Below are 19,155 nucleotides of genomic sequence, written 5' to 3'. Positions count from 1 at the left end.
ATTGCGGTACAATAAAAACAAAAAAAGGAGTCTTTTTATGGCAACATTTTTAGGAAACCCTGTTACCTTTACCGGATCTCAACTTCAAGTAGGGGAAATGGCTCATGATTTTTCATTGATCACTCCAGCTCTTGAAAAGAAATCTTTAGCTGATTTTGCTGGCAAGAAAAAAGTCCTCAGCATCATCCCATCCATCGACACAGGGATTTGTTCGATGCAAACACGTCACTTCAACAAGACCTTGTCGGACTTGGACGACACTGTCGTCTTGACGGTCTCTGTCGACCTTCCTTTTGCTCAAGGTAAATGGTGCGCTGCTGAAGGACTCGACAATGCTATCATGCTCTCAGACTACTACGACCATTCCTTCGGGAAGGCTTATGGCCTCTTGATCAATGAATGGCACTTGCTTGCGCGCGCTGTCTTGGTCTTAGATGCAGACAACAAGGTGACTTACGTTGAGTACCTAGACAACATCAACAGCGAACCCAATTATGACGCTGCAATCGAAGCTGTCAAAGCACTTGGATAAACATAAAAAGAGGTCTGCGACCTCTTTTCTATATCTACAAAATCTGTTCAGAACCTTTCCTTTAGTGAGTACGGACGTCAGCGAACTTCTAGGAAGTTCCATGACTTAGTTTTGAACCTAACGTTTCAAAACTCCCGAGTACTTGAAACAACCATGTTTCAAGCACTTTTCTCACAGCGGAAAGGCCCATCACCTGATAGATCAGCTCTAAGAACTTAACTGTTTTAACTTCTTTTAAGAATCTCTTAGGCTATTTTATGTAAAATAACAGTTCTATCGTTGCTATAAAATCCGATGGAGCCCATTTTGGAGGAGGACCCGCCAGCGTAAGCGAGGGATGCCTTGTAGGAAGCTTCGCACGCGCTTTGCCACTTGTTGCTTATAGCTCTTACCTCCCTGTGCAAAAACTCCTTTTCGACTCCAATAACCTTGCTCTCCTCGGTCATTCTTCGGAGCTAGATAGCGAACACCTTGCTGATAGAGGACCTGCTTGCGAAAGGCTGGGTCCCACGCTTTGACGGGGTCAATATCTAAGTCCTTATGGGTCCGGCCCCTAGCCAACCCGTAGTTAAAACTGGCACCATTGACAATGCCATTTTCAGAAACTTCTACTGGATCGACTTCATTGAGGAAATGCCCAGCTTGATCGAGGATATACTCCGTATGAAAATTTAACAAGACCTTGAAATTAACTTGTTGGGAGGCCCCTGATGGATAATGAAGGTGACCATCTGGCCTTAGGGAGACCTTGTTATGAAGACGAGCAGCCGCATAAGCATCCACCGTGACCGCTCTAGCCTCCTGTAGGTAAGCTTGTAAGGCCTCCTCGTCAGTCTGTCCAGTTCTGGCCTCATGCGTCCGAATCCATTGTGCCTGGTAACTTGAAAGTAGGTAGCGCAACTGGTGAACCTGGCGTTTCAAGAGCTGGTCTCCCGACTGATCTGCTAAGGGATCCTTTTCAAAGGCCACCTGCACGACGCGTGAAAAAGCCTTCCAAAAGTCGGAACCTGGTGGACAATCGGGACCCATCCTACTCAGAAGAAAGGCTGTTTCTTCACAAGTTCCAGACAAGTCACTCGGCATGAGGAGAATTTTCATGACGCCCCTCAGCAAGTCTTGGGCAGCAGTTTCCGTTAGATCCTTGATCTCTTGAAACCACATGTTTTGAAACAGAGGACTGGCAAAGAAAAAGACAGACTGATATTGTTCTTGGTAGGCTTGTGGATCTTTGTATCCCTGCAAGTGCTTCTCTAGATAGGCTAAACTATTTTCTCTCCAGCCTAGTCTCGCTAATTCCCGTCTGTTCATGATGCCGTCCTTTCTATGATTCTATACTACCATCTTTTGGAGCTTGAGACAATTCTCATTACTCCACTAGCGTTTTTGAGGATTTTTTTGATATACTAGAAGTGAGCGAAGAAAAGAGGAAAGCATGACACCAAACAAAGAAGATTACCTCAAGTGTATTTATGAAATTGGCACAGAAGTAGAAAAAATCAGTAATAAGGAAATCGCTAGTCGCATGCAGGTCTCTCCACCCGCTGTGACTGAGATGATTAAGCGGATGGTCTATGAGGGTCTCCTAGTGAAAGATAAAACCCATGGCTATCTACTAACAGATCTGGGCTCGCAATTGGTCTCTGATCTCTACCGCAAGCACCGCTTGATCGAAGTATTTCTGCTGGAAAAACTTGGCTACACAACTGAAGAAGTCCATGAAGAGGCAGAAGTTCTCGAGCATACTGTTTCTGAACATTTCATCGACCGGCTGGATCACATGCTTGGAAACCCTAAAACTTGCCCTCACGGTGGGACAATTCCAAAGAAAGGCGAAAGGCTTGTAGAAGCCTACCAAGACCGTCTCAGCGAAACAACTGAGCCTGGTCTGTATATTCTGCAAAGGGTCTATGACACCTATGAATTGTTAAAATTCTTAGACCAGATTCATCTCCAAATCGGCGATACCATCGCGTTTCAACGGTACGATGACTACACAGGGCTCTATCACTTCGTTATCCATGGACAAGAAATTTCTATCAACCAAGTGATCGCCCAACAACTCTATATCGAAAAACATGCAGTCTAATCCGACTGCATGTTTTCTTATTTATGGATTTTTTGTATCTAGCAAAATCGTCACTGGACCATCATTGATCAATTCAATCGCCATATCGGCTCCAAAGATCCCTCGTTTGACAGGGACTTCTTTTTCTAATTGATCATTAAAGGCATCATATAACTGACTGGCCATATCTGGCTTGGCAGCCCCTATAAAAGCAGGACGGTTGCCTTTTTTTGTCTCCGCAAAGAGGGTAAATTGAGAGATCGACAAGATTTCTCCTTGAATATCTTTGACCGAAAGATTCATCTTATCTTCCTCATCTGAGAAAATACGCATCTGCGATACCTTGCGGACCGCATACTCCAAATCCTTCTGGTCATCCTCAGGCCCTACTCCCACTAAGAGCAGCAAGCCTTGCTGGATCGCATTGTAGACTTGACCATCAATGGAAACCGAGGCACTCTTGACCCGTTGAATCACTAATTTCATTTTATTATCCTATTTTATAAATCTATTGAGCATTCACTGCTACCCTTGAAAGAACATCAACCACAGACAAGGCAGTGAGACGCAGGCACACTATCTAAAAATCAAAGGCTGTTCAGTTGCTTTTAGAGTAAGGCAACGAAACGAAGCAATAAAAGAGTTCTAAGCACGTCCTAGCCTCTTCAAAGAAAATCGACATCAGACAAGGCAGTGAGACGCAGGCACACAATCTGAAAAGTAAAGGCTGTTCAGTTGCTTTTAGTGCGAGGCAGCGAGACGAAGACAGTACTGTAGTACGGCGAGACGAGCTAACGAAGCAATAAAAGAGTTCTGAGCACGTCCTAGCTTCTTCAAAGAAAATCGACATCAGACAAGGCAGTGAGACGCAGGCATAACTGTAGTAAGGCCAGTCGAAACTAACGCAGTATGAAGTCGATTTTCGCAGAAGACTAGCCGTTGGTACGCTTAACAGAGTACACCTCCGGCACACTCTTAATCTTATCCACAACTGTTGTCAACATAGACAGGTTTGGAATTCCAAAGGAAATGTGGATATTGGCAAATTTCATGTCTTTGGTTGGTTGGGCATTGACGGTTGAGACCATCTTAGCTGTATTGGAGAGGACTTGGAGTACATCGTTAAGAAGTCCGGCACGGTTGAGTCCGTAAATATCGATGTGGGCGATATAATCTTTGGTCGTGTTGTTATCTTCCCATTCTACATCAATCAAGCGTTGCTCGTAGTTGTCTTGAGCACGAAGATTCATACAGTCTCGGCGGTGAATGGCGACCCCACGCCCTTTGGTAATGTAGCCGACAATTTCATCGCCTGGAACTGGGTTACAGCACTTAGCAATCCGAATCAAGAGGCCAGAAGCTCCTTGGATAACCACGCCACCTTCATGACGGACCTTCAAGGTATCTTTTTTATTTTCAACCTTGACCTCGCCACCTTTGACCAGCTCTTCTGCTTCTGCGCGTGCCTTAGCCCGCTCTTCTTCGCGACGCTCTTCTTCCGTCAAACGGTTAAAGATAGAAATAGCTCCCACTTCTCCAAAACCGATGGCTGCAAACAAGGCCTCTTCGGTCTTGTAACTGGTCTTTTGCAAGACCTTGTCCATGTGCTTTTTGTCCATGAACTTATTGGCTACCAAGTCATGCTCGTGGAATTGGGCCATCAAGAGGTCACGACCCCGGTTAATCGACAATTCCTTATCTTGATTTTTAAAGAACTGACGGATCTTGTTACGCGCCTTGCTGGTTTTGACAAGGGTTAGCCAGTCACGGCTCGGACCAAAGGAGTTGGCATTGGTGATAATCTCCACCTGATCTCCCGTCCGAAGTTTGGTATTGAGGGGCACCATCCGGCCGTTGACCTTGGCACCAATCGCTTTTTCCCCAACCTTAGTGTGGATTTCATAGGCAAAATCGATCGGTCCGGAATCTTTCGGAAGCGAGCGCACGGTTCCATCTGGTGTGAAGACGTAAATTTCTTCTGCCAGGATGTCCTCTTTTACATTTTCAACAAATTCTTTGGCATCGCCTGACTGGTCTTGGAGTTCCATCATCTCCTTGATCCAGTTCATCCCAATAGCCGATTCCTTGCTGTTGACTTGACCCTTGATCCCTTTTTTATAGGCCCAGTGAGCCGCAACCCCATACTCAGCGACTTCGTGCATTTCCTTGGTTCGGATCTGGAATTCAATCGGTCCTTTAGGGCCATATACAGTCGTATGGATAGACTGATAGCCATTGGCCTTCCGGTTGGCAATATAGTCCTTAAAACGCCCTGGCATTGGCTTCCAGAGCTCATGGATGTAGCCTAGCATAGCATAGACATCGCTTGGAGTGTCCAGGATACAGCGGATGGCAATCAAGTCATAGATTTCATCAAAGCGTTTCTTCTTATCCTGCATCTTGCGATAGATCGAATAGATATGCTTTGGTCGACCATAAATTTTCCCATGCAGATGGCGTTCCCCAGCATAGGTCTCAATCTTGTGGACAACCTCTTCGACCAACTCTTCTCGCTCGCGACGTTTTTCCTTCATCATATGCGAAATCTTGTAGAATTCGACTTCATTCAGATAACGGAAGGACAAATCCTCAAGCTCCCACTTGACGCTGGAAATCCCGAGACGGTGGGCTAGCGGTGCATAGATCTCCATGGTCTCACGCGAAATGCGCTCTTGTTTATCCTTGCGCAAATGCTTGAGGGTACGCATATTATGCAAGCGGTCTGCCAATTTGACCAAAATGACACGGATATCTTGAGACATGGCCATGAGCATCTTGCGATGGTTTTCCGCTAACTGCTCTTCATGGGACTTGTACTTGACCTTCCCGAGCTTGGTCACCCCATCGACAATCACGCGCACATCATGACCAAATTCGCGCTCTAAATCATCTAAAGTCGCATCCGTATCTTCCACGACATCATGCAAAAAGCCACAGGCGACCGTCACAGCATCCAGTTTCAGCTTGGCAAGGATCCCTGCTACTTGAATCGGGTGAATGATATAAGGCTCGCCAGACTGACGGAATTGCCCATTATGGCAATCAACCGCATAGACCAAAGCCTTTTGTACAAAAGCAACATCTTCAGGTGATAAATATTTTTTTGTAAGGGCAACGACTTGGTCCCCTGTTAAATTCTCTTCTTTCGGCATTCGTTTTCTCCAATTTCTTGGATACTATTTTAACACTTTTAGAAGCAGATGGGAACCAATGAAGCTACTTTAATATACGGATACTTCTCGAAGATCATTCTGGGAGCCACCTTGCTTTCATCATTCTTGTAAAAAAATAACGAAGCGATTCCTTCACTTCGTTAGTTCATTAATTCTGTAACAACGCTCACGGCACTGAGAGCATAGAGTGGGGCTGTTTCTGCTCGTAGGATGCGAGGACCAAGTCCTGCTAACACTGCTCCCTGAGCTGTAAAACTTTCAATTTCTGCAGGGGATAGACCGCCCTCTGGTCCAAAGATAAAGAGTAGTTTACTTCCAGCTTCTAATCCGGTCAGCGACTGAATCAGAGTAGCTGCCTCCCCCTCTTTAGCTGACTCTTCATAGGCCACCACGATGCGATCAAACTGATCAAGCTGTGCTAGAAAGTCTGCCTTTTTCTCAAAAAGGGTGATACTTGGAACGAAGTTACGCTTGCTTTGCTCTGCTGCTCCAAGGGCGATTTTTTCTAGTTTTTCGAGCTTTTTACCCAATTTTTTGCCGTCCCACTTGGCCACTGACCAGTCTGCAGGGAAGGCCCAGATTTGGCTGGCACCGAGTTCTGTTACTTTTTGAGTGATGAACTCCAGCTTATCTCCCTTGGGAAAGCCTGATGCAATGGTCACTTGAACTGGCAGTTCCACATTGTCAGCTAATTCTTCAATCAGCTCCAATTGACGGGACTCCACATTGACCACGCGCGCCAAGCGCTTAATCCCATCATCAAAGACTAAAGTCACCTCATCGTCTTCTTTCAAGCGCATGACCTGAAACATGTGCTTGCTGGTTTCCTTGTCCTCGATGGTGACAGGTGAGCTAGCCAAGCCTTTTACAAAATACTGCTGCATGCTAGCCTCCAATCACACCGGAGACATCCTTGGTCTTCTTGAAGACGCAGGCATTCCATTCCCCTTGGATCATGTGGGTTTCAAGGAAAAATCCAGCCGACTCAGCCGACTCACGTACCATGTCCCATTTGTCCTTGATAATGCCACTCATGATCAGGTAGCCTTCGTCCTTGACCAAACGATAAGCATCATCTGTCAGATGGATAAGAATATCCGCCAAGATGTTGGCCACGATGACATCTGCCTCAATCTCCACGCCTTTCAGCAAATCGCCTGGGGCTACATGAATGTTTTCCATGCCCGGATTGAGCTCAATATTTTCCTGAGCGACGCGAACCGCCACATCGTCGAGATCATAGGCGAAGATTTCCTTGGCACCGAGAAGGGAGCTAGCAATGGAAAGGACACCTGAACCTGTCCCTACATCTAGCACCGTTTCGCCACCACGGAGAACCTGCTCTAAGGCAAAGAGGCTCATCTTGGTTGTCGGATGGGTTCCTGTTCCAAAGGCCATACCAGGATCCAGCTTGATAATCTTTTCTCCAGCAGTCGCTTCATAGTCTGTCCATGACGGCACGATAGTCAAGTCATGGGTAATGCGAGCTGGTTCATAGTACTTCTTCCAGTTGTCCGCCCAGTCTTCCTCAGCCAAGGCAGTCGTGCCCATCTTGATCTCTCCTAGATCCATAAAGTCAGTCAATTCTGCTAAGCGAGCCTGCAAATCCGCTTCAACCGCTGCTACATCAACCGTTTCCGGGTAGTAGGCCGTCACCACGATTTCTTCTTGCTGCTCGACCTCAGGAAAAATCTCACCAAAGCGGTCGACATTTCCCACATAGTCCATACTGTCTTCAATCGCAACCCCTTGGGCGCCTAACTCGATCAAGAGATTAGAGACCAGCTCTTCTCCCTCACGCTTCACTGTAACTTTTAACTCTTGCCATGTTTCCATCATTAAGATACCAAGCCCGTAAAACACAAAGCCAAAATAGGACACTCTCTGAAGACACTTGTGTCTAAGAGAAGTTTATATTTTTGGCACAGTGTTTAGGGCAGGTTCAGTTTAGAAATTTAACCGAACCATCCTTTCTATTTGTCAATCAATTTTTTCATGTAGACCATATCCATACCTTCTTTTTCAGGCTCGATATGAGTTTGACGGTAGCCATTTTTCTCGTAGAAGGCAACCATTCTCGCATCCTGTAATACCGTACACAAATCCCATTGTGTGATGGTTGACAATTCCTCTTCTAGCAATCTCAGTCCCTCAGAACCATACCCTTTTCCCTGATACGGAGGCAAAATCGCTGCGGTCCCTAACCAAGCTTCCGTTAACTCTTCATTGGTCTGAACTCGTAAAAATCCGATGTTTTCTTCATCTTTTTTTACAAAGTAGTAATAGCTATTGGGACGCTCTGCCAGTTTCCATTTGATTCGTTCACGGTCCTCGAGATAAGGGTCATATTCATCATGGTATTTTTCATAAACAGCCTTAAAGCTAGCTCTCTGAATTGCAATAATAGTTTCTAAATCCTCTGCTCCCGCTCGAACAAGTGTTATCATAAACCTTCCTCCAAATAATCCCTCAATCTCCCCTGTAGCTGAGGCACTGCCTGTTTAGACTTCAAAAATTCCTCAATAGGCATCAGTTTATAGGCCTGTCCTTCATTCCCAAAGGTAATATTGTCAAATTGTTCTTGTCTTAGCTGACCAACCATAAAGACCGATTGCTTGTCTTTAAAGATTACGCTAGGATAAATCTTGCTCCAAAGCAGACAGTCTTCATCTAAATGAATTCCCAATTCCTCATAAACTTCACGCGCTGCGCACTCGAAAGGGCTTTCGTTTCCTTCACGACCACCACCTGGCAACTCCCACATGTTGGGACAAGGGATATCGTCCTTGTCATCACGTAAGATAGTCAAGACCTTATCCCCACAAATCAAGGCAATCTTGCAACCTTGGAAATCCATTCTGCTATCCAATAATTCCATGATATTTACTCTTTTCTATGATAACAATTACTCTCTAGGAAAATACGAGCTAGCTTTCTTCGATTACTTTTTGGCACTCTGCATCCCAGTATGCTTGCCATCTGCCATGTTTTTTAGCAAAATAAACCGTAAACTCATCATTTACATAATCTGCAACATAGCGAAGATTAGGCGGGTTTTCCTCAAAACTTAATATCCAAGGATGGAAGTAAAAGGTTTTCTCCCACCTCTTCTGAGTATAGCCTAGATCCTTAGCATACTGAGGGATGGGTTGTTGCAACTCGCTTTCCAAATGGGACTGAATGGCATTGTCAAAACTATTCAAACGAGCTAATAGTTGCTTAAACTGATCTTCCTCCTCAATTTTGAAATCACCTATGAACTCAAATTCTGCAAAGTCTATAGAAAATTCAAATAATGTGATTTTACCATCCTCAACATAGTGCCCATCTTCATCAACACAACAACGAGTTCCTGACTTCAATACTCGCTCAAAATCTAAATTCGCAAAGCGATTGCGGGGCAGAATGCAAACTGATTGCTCAGATTTATCTGACCTTCTCCTGAAAAACTGTTTGACTTTTTCTAGCATAGTTTTCCCCTTCTCCTTGAATCCAGTATTCAAAAAAACACTTAGAATCTTTTCTAATATCTCGGATAGGGATAAAAGGTGCTTTCTTCTAGGCCAACTTTGCCTTCTTCAAAAACTTCTTGGTTCCAGACGATCTCAAAGCTCTCTGCTTCTTCGTCTGCCAAGAAATCCATGAGCTCATCCAAGGCCAGCTCAGCTGTATCTCGGAGGAAAGTCGCAAAATAAGCTAGAAATTCACGAGACAAGCCTTTTTTAGGCTCATAAGGAATCGCTGTTAAATAGGCATCTTCTTCCACATAAGACTTGGCAGGATTGTAGAAGAGCACGGCTTCTTCAAAGAAAATATCCTCATCAGACTCTTCGCCATCTTCATCAACCAGTGCAACCCCTCCCGTATTCTGCGCTTCCAAGAGAAAAGCCACTTCTACCGCGTGGTTTTTCTTATCCCAATTGATCTCAAAATCAAAGGGAAAAACCTTGTCCATCTCCTCTTCTAAAACATCCAAAAATCCGTATTTAGACATAGCGTCCTCTTTCTAATTTCCCACTCTTAGAGCGGAATATGTTACAATAGTTACTACAATCTTACCATAAAAACTGCCTCTTTGAAAGGAGACAAAGCTAGAAAGGAGAAGGAAATGCCTGACAATCTCGCACTCCGTATGCGACCACGGACGATCGATCAAGTCATCGGTCAACAGCACCTGGTTGGAGAAGGCAAAATCATTCGTCGCATGGTCGAAGCCAACCGTCTGTCCTCTATGATTCTCTATGGACCTCCGGGCATCGGAAAGACCAGTATTGCTTCTGCGATCGCAGGAACGACCAAGTATGCCTTTCGGACCTTTAATGCAACGGTTGACAGTAAAAAACGCCTCCAAGAAATCGCAGAGGAGGCCAAATTTTCTGGTGGTTTGGTCCTGCTTTTGGACGAAATCCATCGCCTTGATAAAACCAAGCAAGATTTTCTCCTGCCTTTGCTCGAAAGCGGTCTAGTCATCATGATCGGTGCAACGACTGAAAATCCCTTTTTCTCTGTCACACCCGCTATTCGTAGCCGCGTACAAATCTTTGAGCTGGAACCGTTGACGACGGAGGAGGTCAAGCAAGCTCTAAAAACGGCGCTAGATGATCCCGAGCGTGGCTTTGATTTTCCAGTCGTGCTCGATGAGGACGCTTTGGATTTCATCGCTACCTCGACCAATGGAGATCTTCGTTCCGCCTTTAATTCTCTCGATCTGGCTGTGCTGTCGACCTCTGAAAATGCGGAAGGCATCCGTCATATTACGCTAGAGATCATGGAAAACAGCCTCCAGCGCAGTTACATCACCATGGATAAAGATGGAGACGGCCACTACGATGTGCTCTCTGCCCTGCAAAAGTCTATCCGTGGTTCGGATGTCGATGCCAGTCTTCACTACGCCGCTCGTTTGATCGAAGCTGGAGATCTACCCAGCCTAGCTCGTCGCTTGACCGTCATCGCCTATGAGGATATCGGCCTGGCCAATCCAGATGCGCAGATCCATACCGTAACAGCCCTTCAGGCAGCGGAGCGCATCGGCTTTCCTGAGGCCCGCATTCTCATCGCCAACATCGTCATCGATCTAGCCCTTTCGCCTAAGTCCAACTCAGCCTACGTTGCCATGGACAAGGCGCTAGCTGATCTTAGAAGTTCTGGCAACCTTCCCATTCCTCGCCACCTCCGCGATGGTCATTATTCCGGAAGCAAGGAACTGGGAAATGCGCAAAACTATAAATATCCCCACAACTACCCTGGCAACTGGGTCAAGCAAGACTACCTGCCAGAAAAGCTCAAACACGCTTCCTACTTTATTCCCAATGAAAATGGCAAGTACGAGCGTGCTCTCGGAGCCACCAAGGAGAAGATTGATCAATTTAAGAAAAAGTGACATCGGTTTCAAAAAAATGAGATTTTTTCTTGAAATATTTCCAAAATGTGGTATCATATACATATAGAAACGCTGTGGTGTACGAACTCACACTTAAGTGTTGACCGACTATTTTTTGTATTATTAGGGAAACAAAAGACTTCTGGCAGTATGCAGGCCGTTTCACGCGGAAGCAGCTAAGTCAGAGCGAGTTGCCCACCTGCTTAATTGCGCGGGTTCAATACAAATCGTGAAGTTTCGGCACCAATACAGCTTTTTATATTTGCCTCCTTAGCTCAGTTGGTAGAGCAGTAGACTCTTAATCTATGGGTCACAGGTTCGAGCCCTGTAGGGGGCATCAAACTTCAACAGTAAAAGCCTTGATAACCAAGGCTTTTTTGCTTGTCTTAAGAGCATTTGCCCCATCGTTTGCCCCACATTTTTTTATGAGCAATCTTTCCAGATATCTCTGATTTGATTAAATTCCTCAAAAATTTTCTCTTCTAAAGTGTGTCCATATACTTCTACCAACATTGAAATATCTCTATGCCCTAGAATTTTTGCAATAACTCCAAGGTCAAACCCTTTGTGCCAGAGGTAGCTTCCATAGGTGTGACGTGCTCCTTTTGTCGTGATAATTGGATAAATGTCCAACTCATTTAAGAGAACACTCAAAGCTTTATTGACACTTGCAATATCTGGTACCAAGTGAATATATCCATAATGCTGGAAAATCATTTTATACCTATTCTTGATTCCTAGCTCTTTATTAGCCTTCTCCTGTTCAATTTTTAGGACTTGTAATATCTTAATGCATTCTTCATCTATCGGTACCATCCGAATAGACGTTTTGTTTTTTGGAGGGACAAATTTATGAGAAAGGGTATTAAACCTCCTATATGTTTTTAGTAGTCCTCTGTCAAAATCAACTTCATTCCAAGTTAACGCTATTAACTCTCCAAACCTCATGCCTGTTTTTAATAGAAAATAGACGATATAAGGAACAATTGAACGTTGGTAATCAAATTTTCTCTTTACTGCTAAAAGTAAATCCAGATAGTCCTTTTCTGTATGTAAATATTTCTCTTCTGTCACCTGTTGTTCTTTGGATGAAAATAACTCGACATGTTGTGTAAAATCATCTATTAGAACTTTGTCTGCAATTGCCATTTGGATGCTCTGATGAACTCCAGTATTCAATCTACCAAGAAAATTTCTACCAACTGTTTGCCCATACTTATTCATTATTCTTTGGTATTCACTCGCACGAATTTGAGTGACTTTTTTATTTCCAAATAATCTTTCAATTGTGTTTTTACGGAGAAGATATTTTTTCTTTGTCTCTTCCGACCTACTACTCGGTAGAATTTTTAGTTCAAGCCATTCTTGATAGAGATCGACAAGAGAAATATCTCTAGAAATTCTTTTCCCTAAACGAAGTTCTTGCAGAATCGGCTCAGCTTCTGACTCTGCAAGTTTTTTTGTTTTAAAACCGCTATTATGAGCAACAGTTTTTCCTTCGTTACGAATTTCATAGGTCCATAAGTTACTATCTCCTCGCTTTCGATAACGAACACTTGCCATATTACGCCACCTCTGTTCCTAGAATCTCATTTACAACACTTTTTGGAACAACCATCAAACGTTTACGATTATAAAATGTATAACCTCGTGATACAAGTAATTCTCTTGCCTGATGGATAATATCATTTGCAGTGTGAGGGCGATAGCCCATTTCAATTAATTCTTTGTTACTAATTAAATTATGATCCATAGTTATCCTCCTTATTGATTTTCTAAATTCAGAAACTCGCCTACAAGCAGTTGTAATTCTGTATTTAATTTAGGGAGATTCTGTATTAATACTTCTTTTAATTCTTCCGCAAATTGGTTCGTTTCTTCTCTCAATAGTTTGCGGACTCTTGTTTTTTTCTTTTTGATGCTATCTGATTTTAAATTTGGAAAAGCCAATGACAACAGTTCAGGATTGTTGAGAAAGATAATTGTAAATGCTCTTTGCTCCACTCGAATATGTTCTAGCTTATAAAATCCGAAATTATCAAGTCTACTCATAATATCTTGGACCATCTCCTCACCAATCGCTTTGGTTCTGAGTTGGAACTCTAGTCTCCACCAAAACGGATTTACAGCCAAATCTAGCTTCTCTTCACGCTTGTGAGCAATGATTTCTTTATTCTTATCATATAACCTAACTTGTACATTGCTACCGCTAGAACCCCAATATTTCGTCTCTAATTCGCCCCCTCGACCATAGAAGACCTTATGGGTAACACCACCTTTAATATGTTGCAAATTAACGATCTCAGGCCTGTTGAGAATGTCAAATGCCAAATCAAAACGAGACAAACGTACCGTCAATGAATTCAATCTGGCAAAGTACATTAATTGCCTCCATACTTTCATTCCATCAAATTCTTTTAAAGTGTTAGGATTGAAATCAATCCGAATCAATTGTTCACCTCCATAAGTGGATAATTGAAAAAATATAATATTGATTGAATCATACTCATTAAAATCTTTAGCTAAAGTAAAGACATCATCTCGCACGTTATCATGTATTTCAAATGAGTCAACTCTTGTACTTATTGCCTGTTTCAGATTTTTGAAAATTCGTCTTAGGGAACCCGTGTCTGTATCCCAGATAACCGTTAATCTATCAATACTGACATCTAACCTCTGTACTAATTCTCCTATTTCACATCGTTCTTGAATGCTTCTTAAATCTTGTATAGAAACCAACAAAATTGTCCCCCCTTCTTTTAGATTTTTTAGGTCTCAGAAACACCGTCAAATCAACGTTTGCTCGTTCCGTCGTTCTTTGGACGTTGTCCTAAGTGTACCTTTTTGCTGGCTGTTAGAATAGCCAGTTTTTGCTTGGCTAGAAATTGTCTGGACGGCAGTCTGCAGGACTTCGCCTGACTTCCCGTCAGGCTCGTCCCTTGTCCTTGTCCACACAATTTCTAGCTCCAAGGCTTCGAATAGTCATAAGTCATAGTCTCGTCTTCAACTTCCTCCTCACTCACTATTCCTAAACAGATGAACTATTTTGTATTATTTATAACTTATTTTTAAGTTATAAATATATTTTACAAAAAATATTTTTGGAAGTCAATTAAAAACTTGATTTGTAAGTTTATAGGTGATAGAATAAGTTTAAAATAAAAAACAGGAGTTCATCATGACCTTTATTATTCAAAATTTTGGACCCAATTTGGCACGACTACGCATAGAAAAAGGAGTGAGTCAAACTCAACTTGCGGAAGATTTAGGAATCGGTAAACAATCCATCTCTGACTACGAAAAACAAAAAAGCTACCCCACCTTTGCAAATTTAGATAAGATAGCAGAATATTTTAATGCAACTCCAACTCAACTTTTTGGAACGAGTAAGGAGATTGAATTAGAAAAGAGTGTTCTTGAATCGAATGAATACTCTGATAAAGTAAGTGAGATCTTAAAGGCTGTCAAATACATCGAACATTTTCTACAAACTGATGGACAGTACTTAGAGGATTTACTTTACCTAACAAGAGGCAACCAGCTATACACAGAAGATGGAGATGAGTTGTATATTGATCCAACTTCTCAGAAAAGAACATTTCATAACCAATATGAACCTGGTTTTATTGTAGCAAGAGATAAATCCCCACTAGAACTCTTAATTGAAAATAAGGAATTGTTTGATAAATAGAAAAAGCGAGGATAACCTCGCTTCAGATTGAAGTTAAAATCTTTAGAAGACACTTTTATAAGGACTTTGTCTTCAATCTGTGAAAAGGAGTGAAAACTCCTTTTCTTTTTGTAAGTCAGACTGAAACTTCCAAATTGTTTATTTATTTTATTGACATTTTCTATAAAAATAAGTACAATAGTTTTATTAGCAAACTATACTATATAGGGGGTATTGAAATGAAATTTTCTAATCGTTTACTGCTATTCCTTGCAGGAGTTGTTTTTGTCCTTTTAGGACTTTTCCTATTTACAAACCCAGTAGCTAATCTTGTTGCTTACAGCTGGTGGATTTCATTTGGTTTACTGGTTTCTTCTATAGCAGCTATTTTAGGCTATTTCTCTGCACCAAAAGAGCTTCGCTCACCTGTTTATCTTTTCCAAGGATTTGTTAGTCTTCTCTTAGCTCTTTACCTCGTTGCTTATGGCTTTGTGACCCTGCCGGTCGTCATTCCGACCATTGTAGGAATTTGGTTAATTGTAGAAGCCATTATTGCTTTCTTTAAAGGCAATCGTCTAAGATTGATTTTCCCTATTATTGGTAGCAATATCATGTGGGTAGCCTTGCTTGAATTTTTACTAGGTCTAGTGATTCTGTTCAATCCAGTGGCTACAGGTGTCTTTGTCGTTTATGTCATTGCCTTTTCATTTTTAGTTACTGGCTTCACCTACATTATTGAGGCCTTTCGTAAATAGTCTAGTTGCTATTTCTATCGCATTCAAAAAAGCTGGGAAATCATATTCTCAGCTTTTTCGTCTCTTTAATTATCACTTTTTCGCATTCCATTCTACGTAGAAATTTGTTTTTCCATTTTATTCTCCAATTTGATCTCGCACTGACATTTATTTATAACAAAACTATATATCTAGAATAGCATAATCATTAGGTATTATAGGTTTTCAAACAAAATACGAGTCATTCGTTTTTGCCCCGCTTTTGCCCCATTTTTAAATCCTGACATTGAAAATACCTAAAAGTATTTCCCTAAAATCAGCTATATTTCAACATTTTTGTTTATTTTCAATATGAAAAGTTCTTACAAATCCATGTAGGGGGCATCAAACTCCAACAGTAAAAGCCTTGATAACCAAGGCTTTTTTGCTTGTCTTAAGAGTACCTAGCTCACTTTTTTATGAATACAAATAAGCGAGCTTCATGACAAAGCTCGCTTTTATCTAACACATCGTTATAATCTCAAAACCACCTCGGAGGTAGTTTGTTAATGAAAGTCTATATTAGGTATCATAATTCTAACAATAGCTGTTGAACAACTTCCAAAACATCCCTGAAAGAAATAGAAGTTGCATAAGGGTAATGAGACTGATAATTTTCCCAATGACGCGCCAATGTTATATCATCCTTCATCTCATCAATCATATTTTGAAAATCTACTACATCTAACGTTGTCTGACGATAGGAAAATGTTGCCTCGCAAGCTGATCGAAGCTTTTTACTATCCAATCGGCTTTTTTCCATACTATAAATTACATACACATCATAAAAATCCTTGCTTCGAGTGTTAAAGAAAGATCTTCGATAAATCGTTTCTAATTTTTCAGCCAATATTGTCTCCAAATTATAGGCCACGATCTCATAGTCAATCTCTTGAAAGAGACTATGATAACGATAGGAAACGGATTTGGGAGTAATAGGATCACCAGTCGCAATATCTAAAGGAATTGTCTGACGTATATTATCAAGCCGACATAAAATATGGATTCGATAACCACCATAAGGATCTTCATCTTTAATTTCACTTATCTTAGTAATTTCATAATGAACCAAATCATCAGTTAGGATTTCCTTTAAAGTACTTTCTAGTAGAGATTTGTCCATCTTAAATTGTTCTAAAATAAAATCCATATCAGAAGTTGTTCGACTTTCAACACCAATAATATTGGATAAAAGAAATCCTCCCTTGAATACAAAGTTATGACTATACGGACTAGATGCTATCTTTGCAAGTATCGTTTCTAGAAAATAATAAGTTAGCACAACATTGAAATCTACCTGTTTTTCGTTTGAAATTTTATGGCACAGAGCAATCAATCTATCTTTATTCATATAAGACCTCCATCAATGATTGGACGTTTTCGAGCACATGAAACTCTCGCGCATATTTGTAGAGTTTTCGTAGATCTTTTTTTGAAGATTGAATATATCTCTTTAAAGAAGTCGAAAATATTTCCACATCTATCTTTTGTCGCTCGCGAATGAGATCGCATATCGATCTCTCCAAATCATATACCCTTACTTCATTTCCGAAGGACGTTTGTAGCTTTGTCACACCGACTTCATACAATTCTTTCTGGATGAAATGCCTTTTTACCTCCTTAGGAAATCGATGAGGATTATAACCTGTATAGACCGTCACTTCTTTGTATTTAGGGATAACATCTATCAGCCCATGGAGATACAATGCTGATAGATAAGAATAAATCACTTTTTGATGTTGGAGTTGGAAAATGGCATACTCATCATACTGAGACCAATCGGTGATATAAATCCCTCTGGCAACCTTTATGAGTTGACCATTTTCCACCATTCGATTTAGGTAAGGCTTTGGGATCCCTTTTTTAACTACATCAGATGTTCTAATAATAGACTGATGATCTAGCATTTCCTGTATTTGTTTTTGAATCATTTCAGCATTCCTATTGTTGTTACTTCTGTGCTTTTATTATATCATATCACACGCACAAAAGTAACAATAACGATTATTCATAAAAAGATGCCGGACAAATAGCTCCGACATCACTTTCCAAAATCCTCTCTCCAAATATCCTTGACGGTCACATCGTCCCAATTCTTTGGACTGAAGCGGCTGGAGTAGATGGAGGTCCAGTTCACAGTTCACCGGTCCACCACTCGCGCTTCAAAGTGGGCTGGTTTATCGTCTACATTGGTGATGGTGATGTTGTAGGGCTTTCGTTCCGTCACCCCAAATACTTCCTCTACTTCCCCTTGAATCACTATTCCATCGTTTTCTAAATAGAAACTCTTACTTTTATCATTTGGTAAGTCTTTACGCTCTGTTTTGTCTTTTAAAAAAATGAGCTCCGTTATTGTTTGCTTTTCAACATTATAGACTATGTGACTATCTTTCATCCCCCAACCTTTTCGACCGGACAATTTTAACTTAGCATCATCAAATTTTTTAAACTGGAGTTCCGACCTATATTCTAGCTGATCCGTATTGGGATAAACTCTCAATTGAACACTTTGACCAGGCTGGAGGGTGTAGCTTCCATAAGTAAGGATCGAATAAACAAACCAGACTGCAAATGAAGCATATAAGAATCCAATGATCTTTCGTGAACGTTTGCTTGTAAAACGACGCAAAAGCAAGACGAGAGAAATAATAAATATCAGGGGTGTTACCATTTGTCTTCCTTTCTTACCAGCATTGACCCGGTTATGATTTCTACAGCAGCTTTTCATTTCACTCCTAGCCACACTTTCCATCTAGTATACCATAACCTGAAATGATCTAATCACAAGAACCCTACCAAACATTTGACAGCTCTTCACCGAATCCGCTATGATAAGGGTACTTGAAATTCCAAGTTTTCATGCATTTGAAATGTAAGGAGTCCAAAATGAAAATCTATTATTCAAAATTTGTTGGTGTCGGTTATCTAATCTTTGCGGCGGGTGTATCCTTTCAATTTTTCTTTTCTCCCGCTCATGGATTGATCGACTTTTCTCAACTAAATCTTCCCACTGTGATTTCAACCATTCTCTTTTTCGCTGCTATCTACGCAACAATTGCAGGCATCAAAAGACTAACTAGCCACAGAGTCTCCTTTGAATTCACCTTTGAAGGTATTTATGTCTACCCTGGGCTTTTCTTCTCAAAAGAAATCTTCATTCCAAAAGAAGAATTGTTGCGAGCATCTTATGTCGAAGTGGATGTTAGCGACCCTGATCATGTCAACAGCAAGGCTTGCTATTTAGATTTTAACCTCAGAGAAGTCACCCAGTTAGAAAATATTTCTAAATCAAACATCATCATCAATACAAGCACCTTGAAATTGCGTCTCGCCCTTAGCCTCTGTCGATTTAGAGAGGAAGAAAAAGCCGAGTTAGCGACCTATCTAAAAGAAAACTACGGCATTGATTTTTTCTATTAGCATGTAATAAAAAAGCCCTCCATTAGAATTTTAGAATAGCAAGATCTTTCCAAGTATTTGACGAACGAATACCGAATAACCGTTTTATAGCAAAGAAAAGAGAGTGGGACAGAAATCGGTAATTCGTTAGAATTCGATTTCG

22 protein-coding genes, 1 tRNA gene and 1 other RNA gene are annotated in these 19,155 nt (G+C 41.4%); 8 read left to right on the top strand and 16 right to left on the bottom strand.

Annotated elements, in window-relative coordinates; translation table 11 throughout:
• The first annotated feature begins 37 nt into the window (after positions 1–37).
• Positions 38–532: a thiol peroxidase gene (tpx, locus tag ADG03_RS06260; protein ID WP_049473113.1), complete on the top strand. Its 495-nt coding sequence runs from the start codon at positions 38–40 to the stop codon at positions 530–532.
• Between the two features lie 282 nt (positions 533–814).
• Here the strand turns inward: tpx and ADG03_RS06255 are convergent, their stop codons facing one another.
• Positions 815–1,840, bottom strand: a complete 1,026-nt coding sequence (locus ADG03_RS06255) for a DUF3114 domain-containing protein (RefSeq protein WP_049473114.1) — start codon at positions 1,838–1,840, stop codon at positions 815–817.
• 124 nt (positions 1,841–1,964) lie between these two features.
• Here ADG03_RS06255 and ADG03_RS06250 point away from each other — a divergent pair, with 124 nt between their 5' ends.
• On the top strand, positions 1,965–2,618 hold the full coding sequence (locus ADG03_RS06250; RefSeq protein ID WP_049473115.1) for a metal-dependent transcriptional regulator: 654 nt from the start codon (positions 1,965–1,967) through the stop codon (positions 2,616–2,618).
• 21 nt (positions 2,619–2,639) lie between these two features.
• Here the strand turns inward: ADG03_RS06250 and dtd are convergent, their stop codons facing one another.
• From dtd to ADG03_RS06210, 8 genes are all read right to left on the bottom strand, one after another.
• Positions 2,640–3,083, bottom strand: coding sequence for a D-aminoacyl-tRNA deacylase (gene dtd / locus ADG03_RS06245; protein WP_049473116.1), 444 nt, complete (start codon positions 3,081–3,083; stop codon positions 2,640–2,642).
• 446 nt (positions 3,084–3,529) lie between these two features.
• Positions 3,530–5,749 (bottom strand): RelA/SpoT family protein, encoded by a 2,220-nt coding sequence (locus ADG03_RS06240; RefSeq protein ID WP_049473117.1) that lies wholly within the window; start codon positions 5,747–5,749, stop codon positions 3,530–3,532.
• Positions 5,750–5,910: 161 nt separating this feature from the next.
• The gene (locus tag ADG03_RS06235) at positions 5,911–6,654 is read right to left on the bottom strand and encodes a 16S rRNA (uracil(1498)-N(3))-methyltransferase (protein ID WP_049473118.1); all 744 of its coding nucleotides are present in this window, start codon (positions 6,652–6,654) and stop codon (positions 5,911–5,913) included.
• 1 nt (position 6,655) lies between these two features.
• Positions 6,656–7,606 carry a 50S ribosomal protein L11 methyltransferase gene (gene prmA / locus ADG03_RS06230; RefSeq protein WP_152902933.1) on the bottom strand — a complete coding sequence of 317 codons (951 nt, stop codon included), beginning with the start codon at positions 7,604–7,606 and terminating at the stop codon, positions 6,656–6,658.
• 137 nt (positions 7,607–7,743) lie between these two features.
• Positions 7,744–8,217 carry a GNAT family N-acetyltransferase gene (locus ADG03_RS06225; RefSeq protein WP_031574866.1) on the bottom strand — a complete coding sequence of 158 codons (474 nt, stop codon included), beginning with the start codon at positions 8,215–8,217 and terminating at the stop codon, positions 7,744–7,746.
• Positions 8,214–8,648, bottom strand: a complete 435-nt coding sequence (locus ADG03_RS06220) for an NUDIX hydrolase (protein ID WP_031574864.1) — start codon at positions 8,646–8,648, stop codon at positions 8,214–8,216. The genes ADG03_RS06225 and ADG03_RS06220 overlap by 4 nt, the downstream gene beginning before the upstream one ends.
• A gap of 49 nt (positions 8,649–8,697) precedes the next feature.
• Entirely contained in the window at positions 8,698–9,240 is a 543-nt protein-coding gene (locus ADG03_RS06215; RefSeq protein ID WP_031574862.1) for a hypothetical protein, read from the bottom strand.
• Positions 9,241–9,293: 53 nt separating this feature from the next.
• On the bottom strand, positions 9,294–9,764 hold the full coding sequence (locus ADG03_RS06210; protein ID WP_049473119.1) for a DUF3013 family protein: 471 nt from the start codon (positions 9,762–9,764) through the stop codon (positions 9,294–9,296).
• Between the two features lie 114 nt (positions 9,765–9,878).
• On the opposite strand from ADG03_RS06210, the gene ADG03_RS06205 reads away from it, so the two are divergent.
• The 3 genes from ADG03_RS06205 to ADG03_RS06200 all read left to right on the top strand — a co-directional run bounded on the left by ADG03_RS06205 (position 9,879) and on the right by ADG03_RS06200 (position 11,487).
• Positions 9,879–11,150, top strand: coding sequence for a replication-associated recombination protein A (locus tag ADG03_RS06205; RefSeq protein WP_049473120.1), 1,272 nt, complete (start codon positions 9,879–9,881; stop codon positions 11,148–11,150).
• Between the two features lie 66 nt (positions 11,151–11,216).
• Positions 11,217–11,409, top strand: a non-coding RNA gene (ssrS, locus tag ADG03_RS11085) — 6S RNA.
• Positions 11,410–11,414: 5 nt separating this feature from the next.
• Positions 11,415–11,487: transfer RNA gene (locus ADG03_RS06200), tRNA-Lys, on the top strand.
• Between the two features lie 86 nt (positions 11,488–11,573).
• On the opposite strand, the gene ADG03_RS06195 is transcribed toward ADG03_RS06200, so the two are convergent.
• Genes ADG03_RS06195 through ADG03_RS11980 form a run of 4 tightly spaced genes read right to left on the bottom strand, consistent with a single transcriptional unit; the run spans position 11,574 to position 14,120 of the window.
• Positions 11,574–12,713: a site-specific integrase gene (locus ADG03_RS06195; protein WP_049473121.1), complete on the bottom strand. Its 1,140-nt coding sequence runs from the start codon at positions 12,711–12,713 to the stop codon at positions 11,574–11,576.
• A gap of 1 nt (position 12,714) precedes the next feature.
• Positions 12,715–12,903 carry a DUF3173 domain-containing protein gene (locus tag ADG03_RS06190; protein ID WP_002903611.1) on the bottom strand — a complete coding sequence of 63 codons (189 nt, stop codon included), beginning with the start codon at positions 12,901–12,903 and terminating at the stop codon, positions 12,715–12,717.
• Positions 12,904–12,914: 11 nt separating this feature from the next.
• Positions 12,915–13,892, bottom strand: coding sequence for a replication initiation protein (locus ADG03_RS06185; protein ID WP_049473122.1), 978 nt, complete (start codon positions 13,890–13,892; stop codon positions 12,915–12,917).
• 45 nt (positions 13,893–13,937) lie between these two features.
• The gene (locus ADG03_RS11980) at positions 13,938–14,120 is read right to left on the bottom strand and encodes a hypothetical protein (protein ID WP_080976925.1); all 183 of its coding nucleotides are present in this window, start codon (positions 14,118–14,120) and stop codon (positions 13,938–13,940) included.
• A 208-nt stretch (positions 14,121–14,328) separates the two neighbouring features.
• On the opposite strand from ADG03_RS11980, the gene ADG03_RS06180 reads away from it, so the two are divergent.
• Positions 14,329–14,841 carry a helix-turn-helix domain-containing protein gene (locus ADG03_RS06180; RefSeq protein WP_049473123.1) on the top strand — a complete coding sequence of 171 codons (513 nt, stop codon included), beginning with the start codon at positions 14,329–14,331 and terminating at the stop codon, positions 14,839–14,841.
• Positions 14,842–15,059: 218 nt separating this feature from the next.
• Positions 15,060–15,575, top strand: coding sequence for an HdeD family acid-resistance protein (locus ADG03_RS06175; RefSeq protein ID WP_003004261.1), 516 nt, complete (start codon positions 15,060–15,062; stop codon positions 15,573–15,575).
• 547 nt (positions 15,576–16,122) lie between these two features.
• Here the strand turns inward: ADG03_RS06175 and ADG03_RS06170 are convergent.
• The 3 genes from ADG03_RS06170 to ADG03_RS06160 all read right to left on the bottom strand — a co-directional run bounded on the left by ADG03_RS06170 (position 16,123) and on the right by ADG03_RS06160 (position 18,264).
• On the bottom strand, positions 16,123–16,944 hold the full coding sequence (locus ADG03_RS06170; RefSeq protein WP_003004480.1) for a nucleotidyl transferase AbiEii/AbiGii toxin family protein: 822 nt from the start codon (positions 16,942–16,944) through the stop codon (positions 16,123–16,125).
• Positions 16,937–17,524, bottom strand: a complete 588-nt coding sequence (locus tag ADG03_RS06165) for a type IV toxin-antitoxin system AbiEi family antitoxin domain-containing protein (protein ID WP_003004721.1) — start codon at positions 17,522–17,524, stop codon at positions 16,937–16,939. Before ADG03_RS06165 ends, ADG03_RS06170 begins: the two co-directional genes overlap by 8 nt.
• Before the next feature lie 209 nt (positions 17,525–17,733).
• Positions 17,734–18,264, bottom strand: a complete 531-nt coding sequence (locus ADG03_RS06160) for a hypothetical protein (protein WP_024056220.1) — start codon at positions 18,262–18,264, stop codon at positions 17,734–17,736.
• A gap of 215 nt (positions 18,265–18,479) precedes the next feature.
• On the opposite strand from ADG03_RS06160, the gene ADG03_RS06155 reads away from it, so the two are divergent.
• Entirely contained in the window at positions 18,480–19,013 is a 534-nt protein-coding gene (locus tag ADG03_RS06155) for a hypothetical protein (RefSeq protein ID WP_003004327.1), read from the top strand.
• Positions 19,014–19,155: the final 142 nt, after the last annotated feature.

It is taken from the genome of Streptococcus parasanguinis (genome assembly GCF_001069785.1).
GTDB lineage: Bacteria > Bacillota > Bacilli > Lactobacillales > Streptococcaceae > Streptococcus > Streptococcus parasanguinis_T.
This window is presented reverse-complemented; position numbering and strand designations above follow the sequence as displayed.

Excerpts from the sequence above, each read along its gene's own strand:
- ADG03_RS06170 (WP_003004480.1), bottom strand. The coding sequence starts at position 16,944 with ATGAATAAAGATAGATTGATTGCTCTGTGCCATAAAATTTCAAACGAA.
- ADG03_RS06210 (WP_049473119.1), bottom strand. The coding sequence starts at position 9,764 with ATGTCTAAATACGGATTTTTGGATGTTTTAGAAGAGGAGATGGACAAG.
- ADG03_RS06205 (WP_049473120.1), top strand. The coding sequence starts at position 9,879 with ATGCCTGACAATCTCGCACTCCGTATGCGACCACGGACGATCGATCAA.
- ADG03_RS06250 (WP_049473115.1), top strand. The coding sequence starts at position 1,965 with ATGACACCAAACAAAGAAGATTACCTCAAGTGTATTTATGAAATTGGC.
- tpx (WP_049473113.1), top strand. The coding sequence starts at position 38 with ATGGCAACATTTTTAGGAAACCCTGTTACCTTTACCGGATCTCAACTT.
- ADG03_RS06240 (WP_049473117.1), bottom strand. The coding sequence starts at position 5,749 with ATGCCGAAAGAAGAGAATTTAACAGGGGACCAAGTCGTTGCCCTTACA.
- ADG03_RS06235 (WP_049473118.1), bottom strand. The coding sequence starts at position 6,654 with ATGCAGCAGTATTTTGTAAAAGGCTTGGCTAGCTCACCTGTCACCATC.
- ADG03_RS06220 (WP_031574864.1), bottom strand. The coding sequence starts at position 8,648 with ATGGAATTATTGGATAGCAGAATGGATTTCCAAGGTTGCAAGATTGCC.
- ADG03_RS06165 (WP_003004721.1), bottom strand. The coding sequence starts at position 17,524 with ATGATTCAAAAACAAATACAGGAAATGCTAGATCATCAGTCTATTATT.
- ADG03_RS06190 (WP_002903611.1), bottom strand. The coding sequence starts at position 12,903 with ATGGATCATAATTTAATTAGTAACAAAGAATTAATTGAAATGGGCTAT.
- dtd (WP_049473116.1), bottom strand. The coding sequence starts at position 3,083 with ATGAAATTAGTGATTCAACGGGTCAAGAGTGCCTCGGTTTCCATTGAT.
- ADG03_RS06215 (WP_031574862.1), bottom strand. The coding sequence starts at position 9,240 with ATGCTAGAAAAAGTCAAACAGTTTTTCAGGAGAAGGTCAGATAAATCT.
- ADG03_RS06155 (WP_003004327.1), top strand. The coding sequence starts at position 18,480 with ATGAAAATCTATTATTCAAAATTTGTTGGTGTCGGTTATCTAATCTTT.
- ADG03_RS06160 (WP_024056220.1), bottom strand. The coding sequence starts at position 18,264 with ATGGTAACACCCCTGATATTTATTATTTCTCTCGTCTTGCTTTTGCGT.
- ADG03_RS06180 (WP_049473123.1), top strand. The coding sequence starts at position 14,329 with ATGACCTTTATTATTCAAAATTTTGGACCCAATTTGGCACGACTACGC.
- ADG03_RS06255 (WP_049473114.1), bottom strand. The coding sequence starts at position 1,840 with ATGAACAGACGGGAATTAGCGAGACTAGGCTGGAGAGAAAATAGTTTA.
- ADG03_RS06225 (WP_031574866.1), bottom strand. The coding sequence starts at position 8,217 with ATGATAACACTTGTTCGAGCGGGAGCAGAGGATTTAGAAACTATTATT.
- prmA (WP_152902933.1), bottom strand. The coding sequence starts at position 7,606 with ATGGAAACATGGCAAGAGTTAAAAGTTACAGTGAAGCGTGAGGGAGAA.
- ADG03_RS06175 (WP_003004261.1), top strand. The coding sequence starts at position 15,060 with ATGAAATTTTCTAATCGTTTACTGCTATTCCTTGCAGGAGTTGTTTTT.
- ADG03_RS06195 (WP_049473121.1), bottom strand. The coding sequence starts at position 12,713 with ATGGCAAGTGTTCGTTATCGAAAGCGAGGAGATAGTAACTTATGGACC.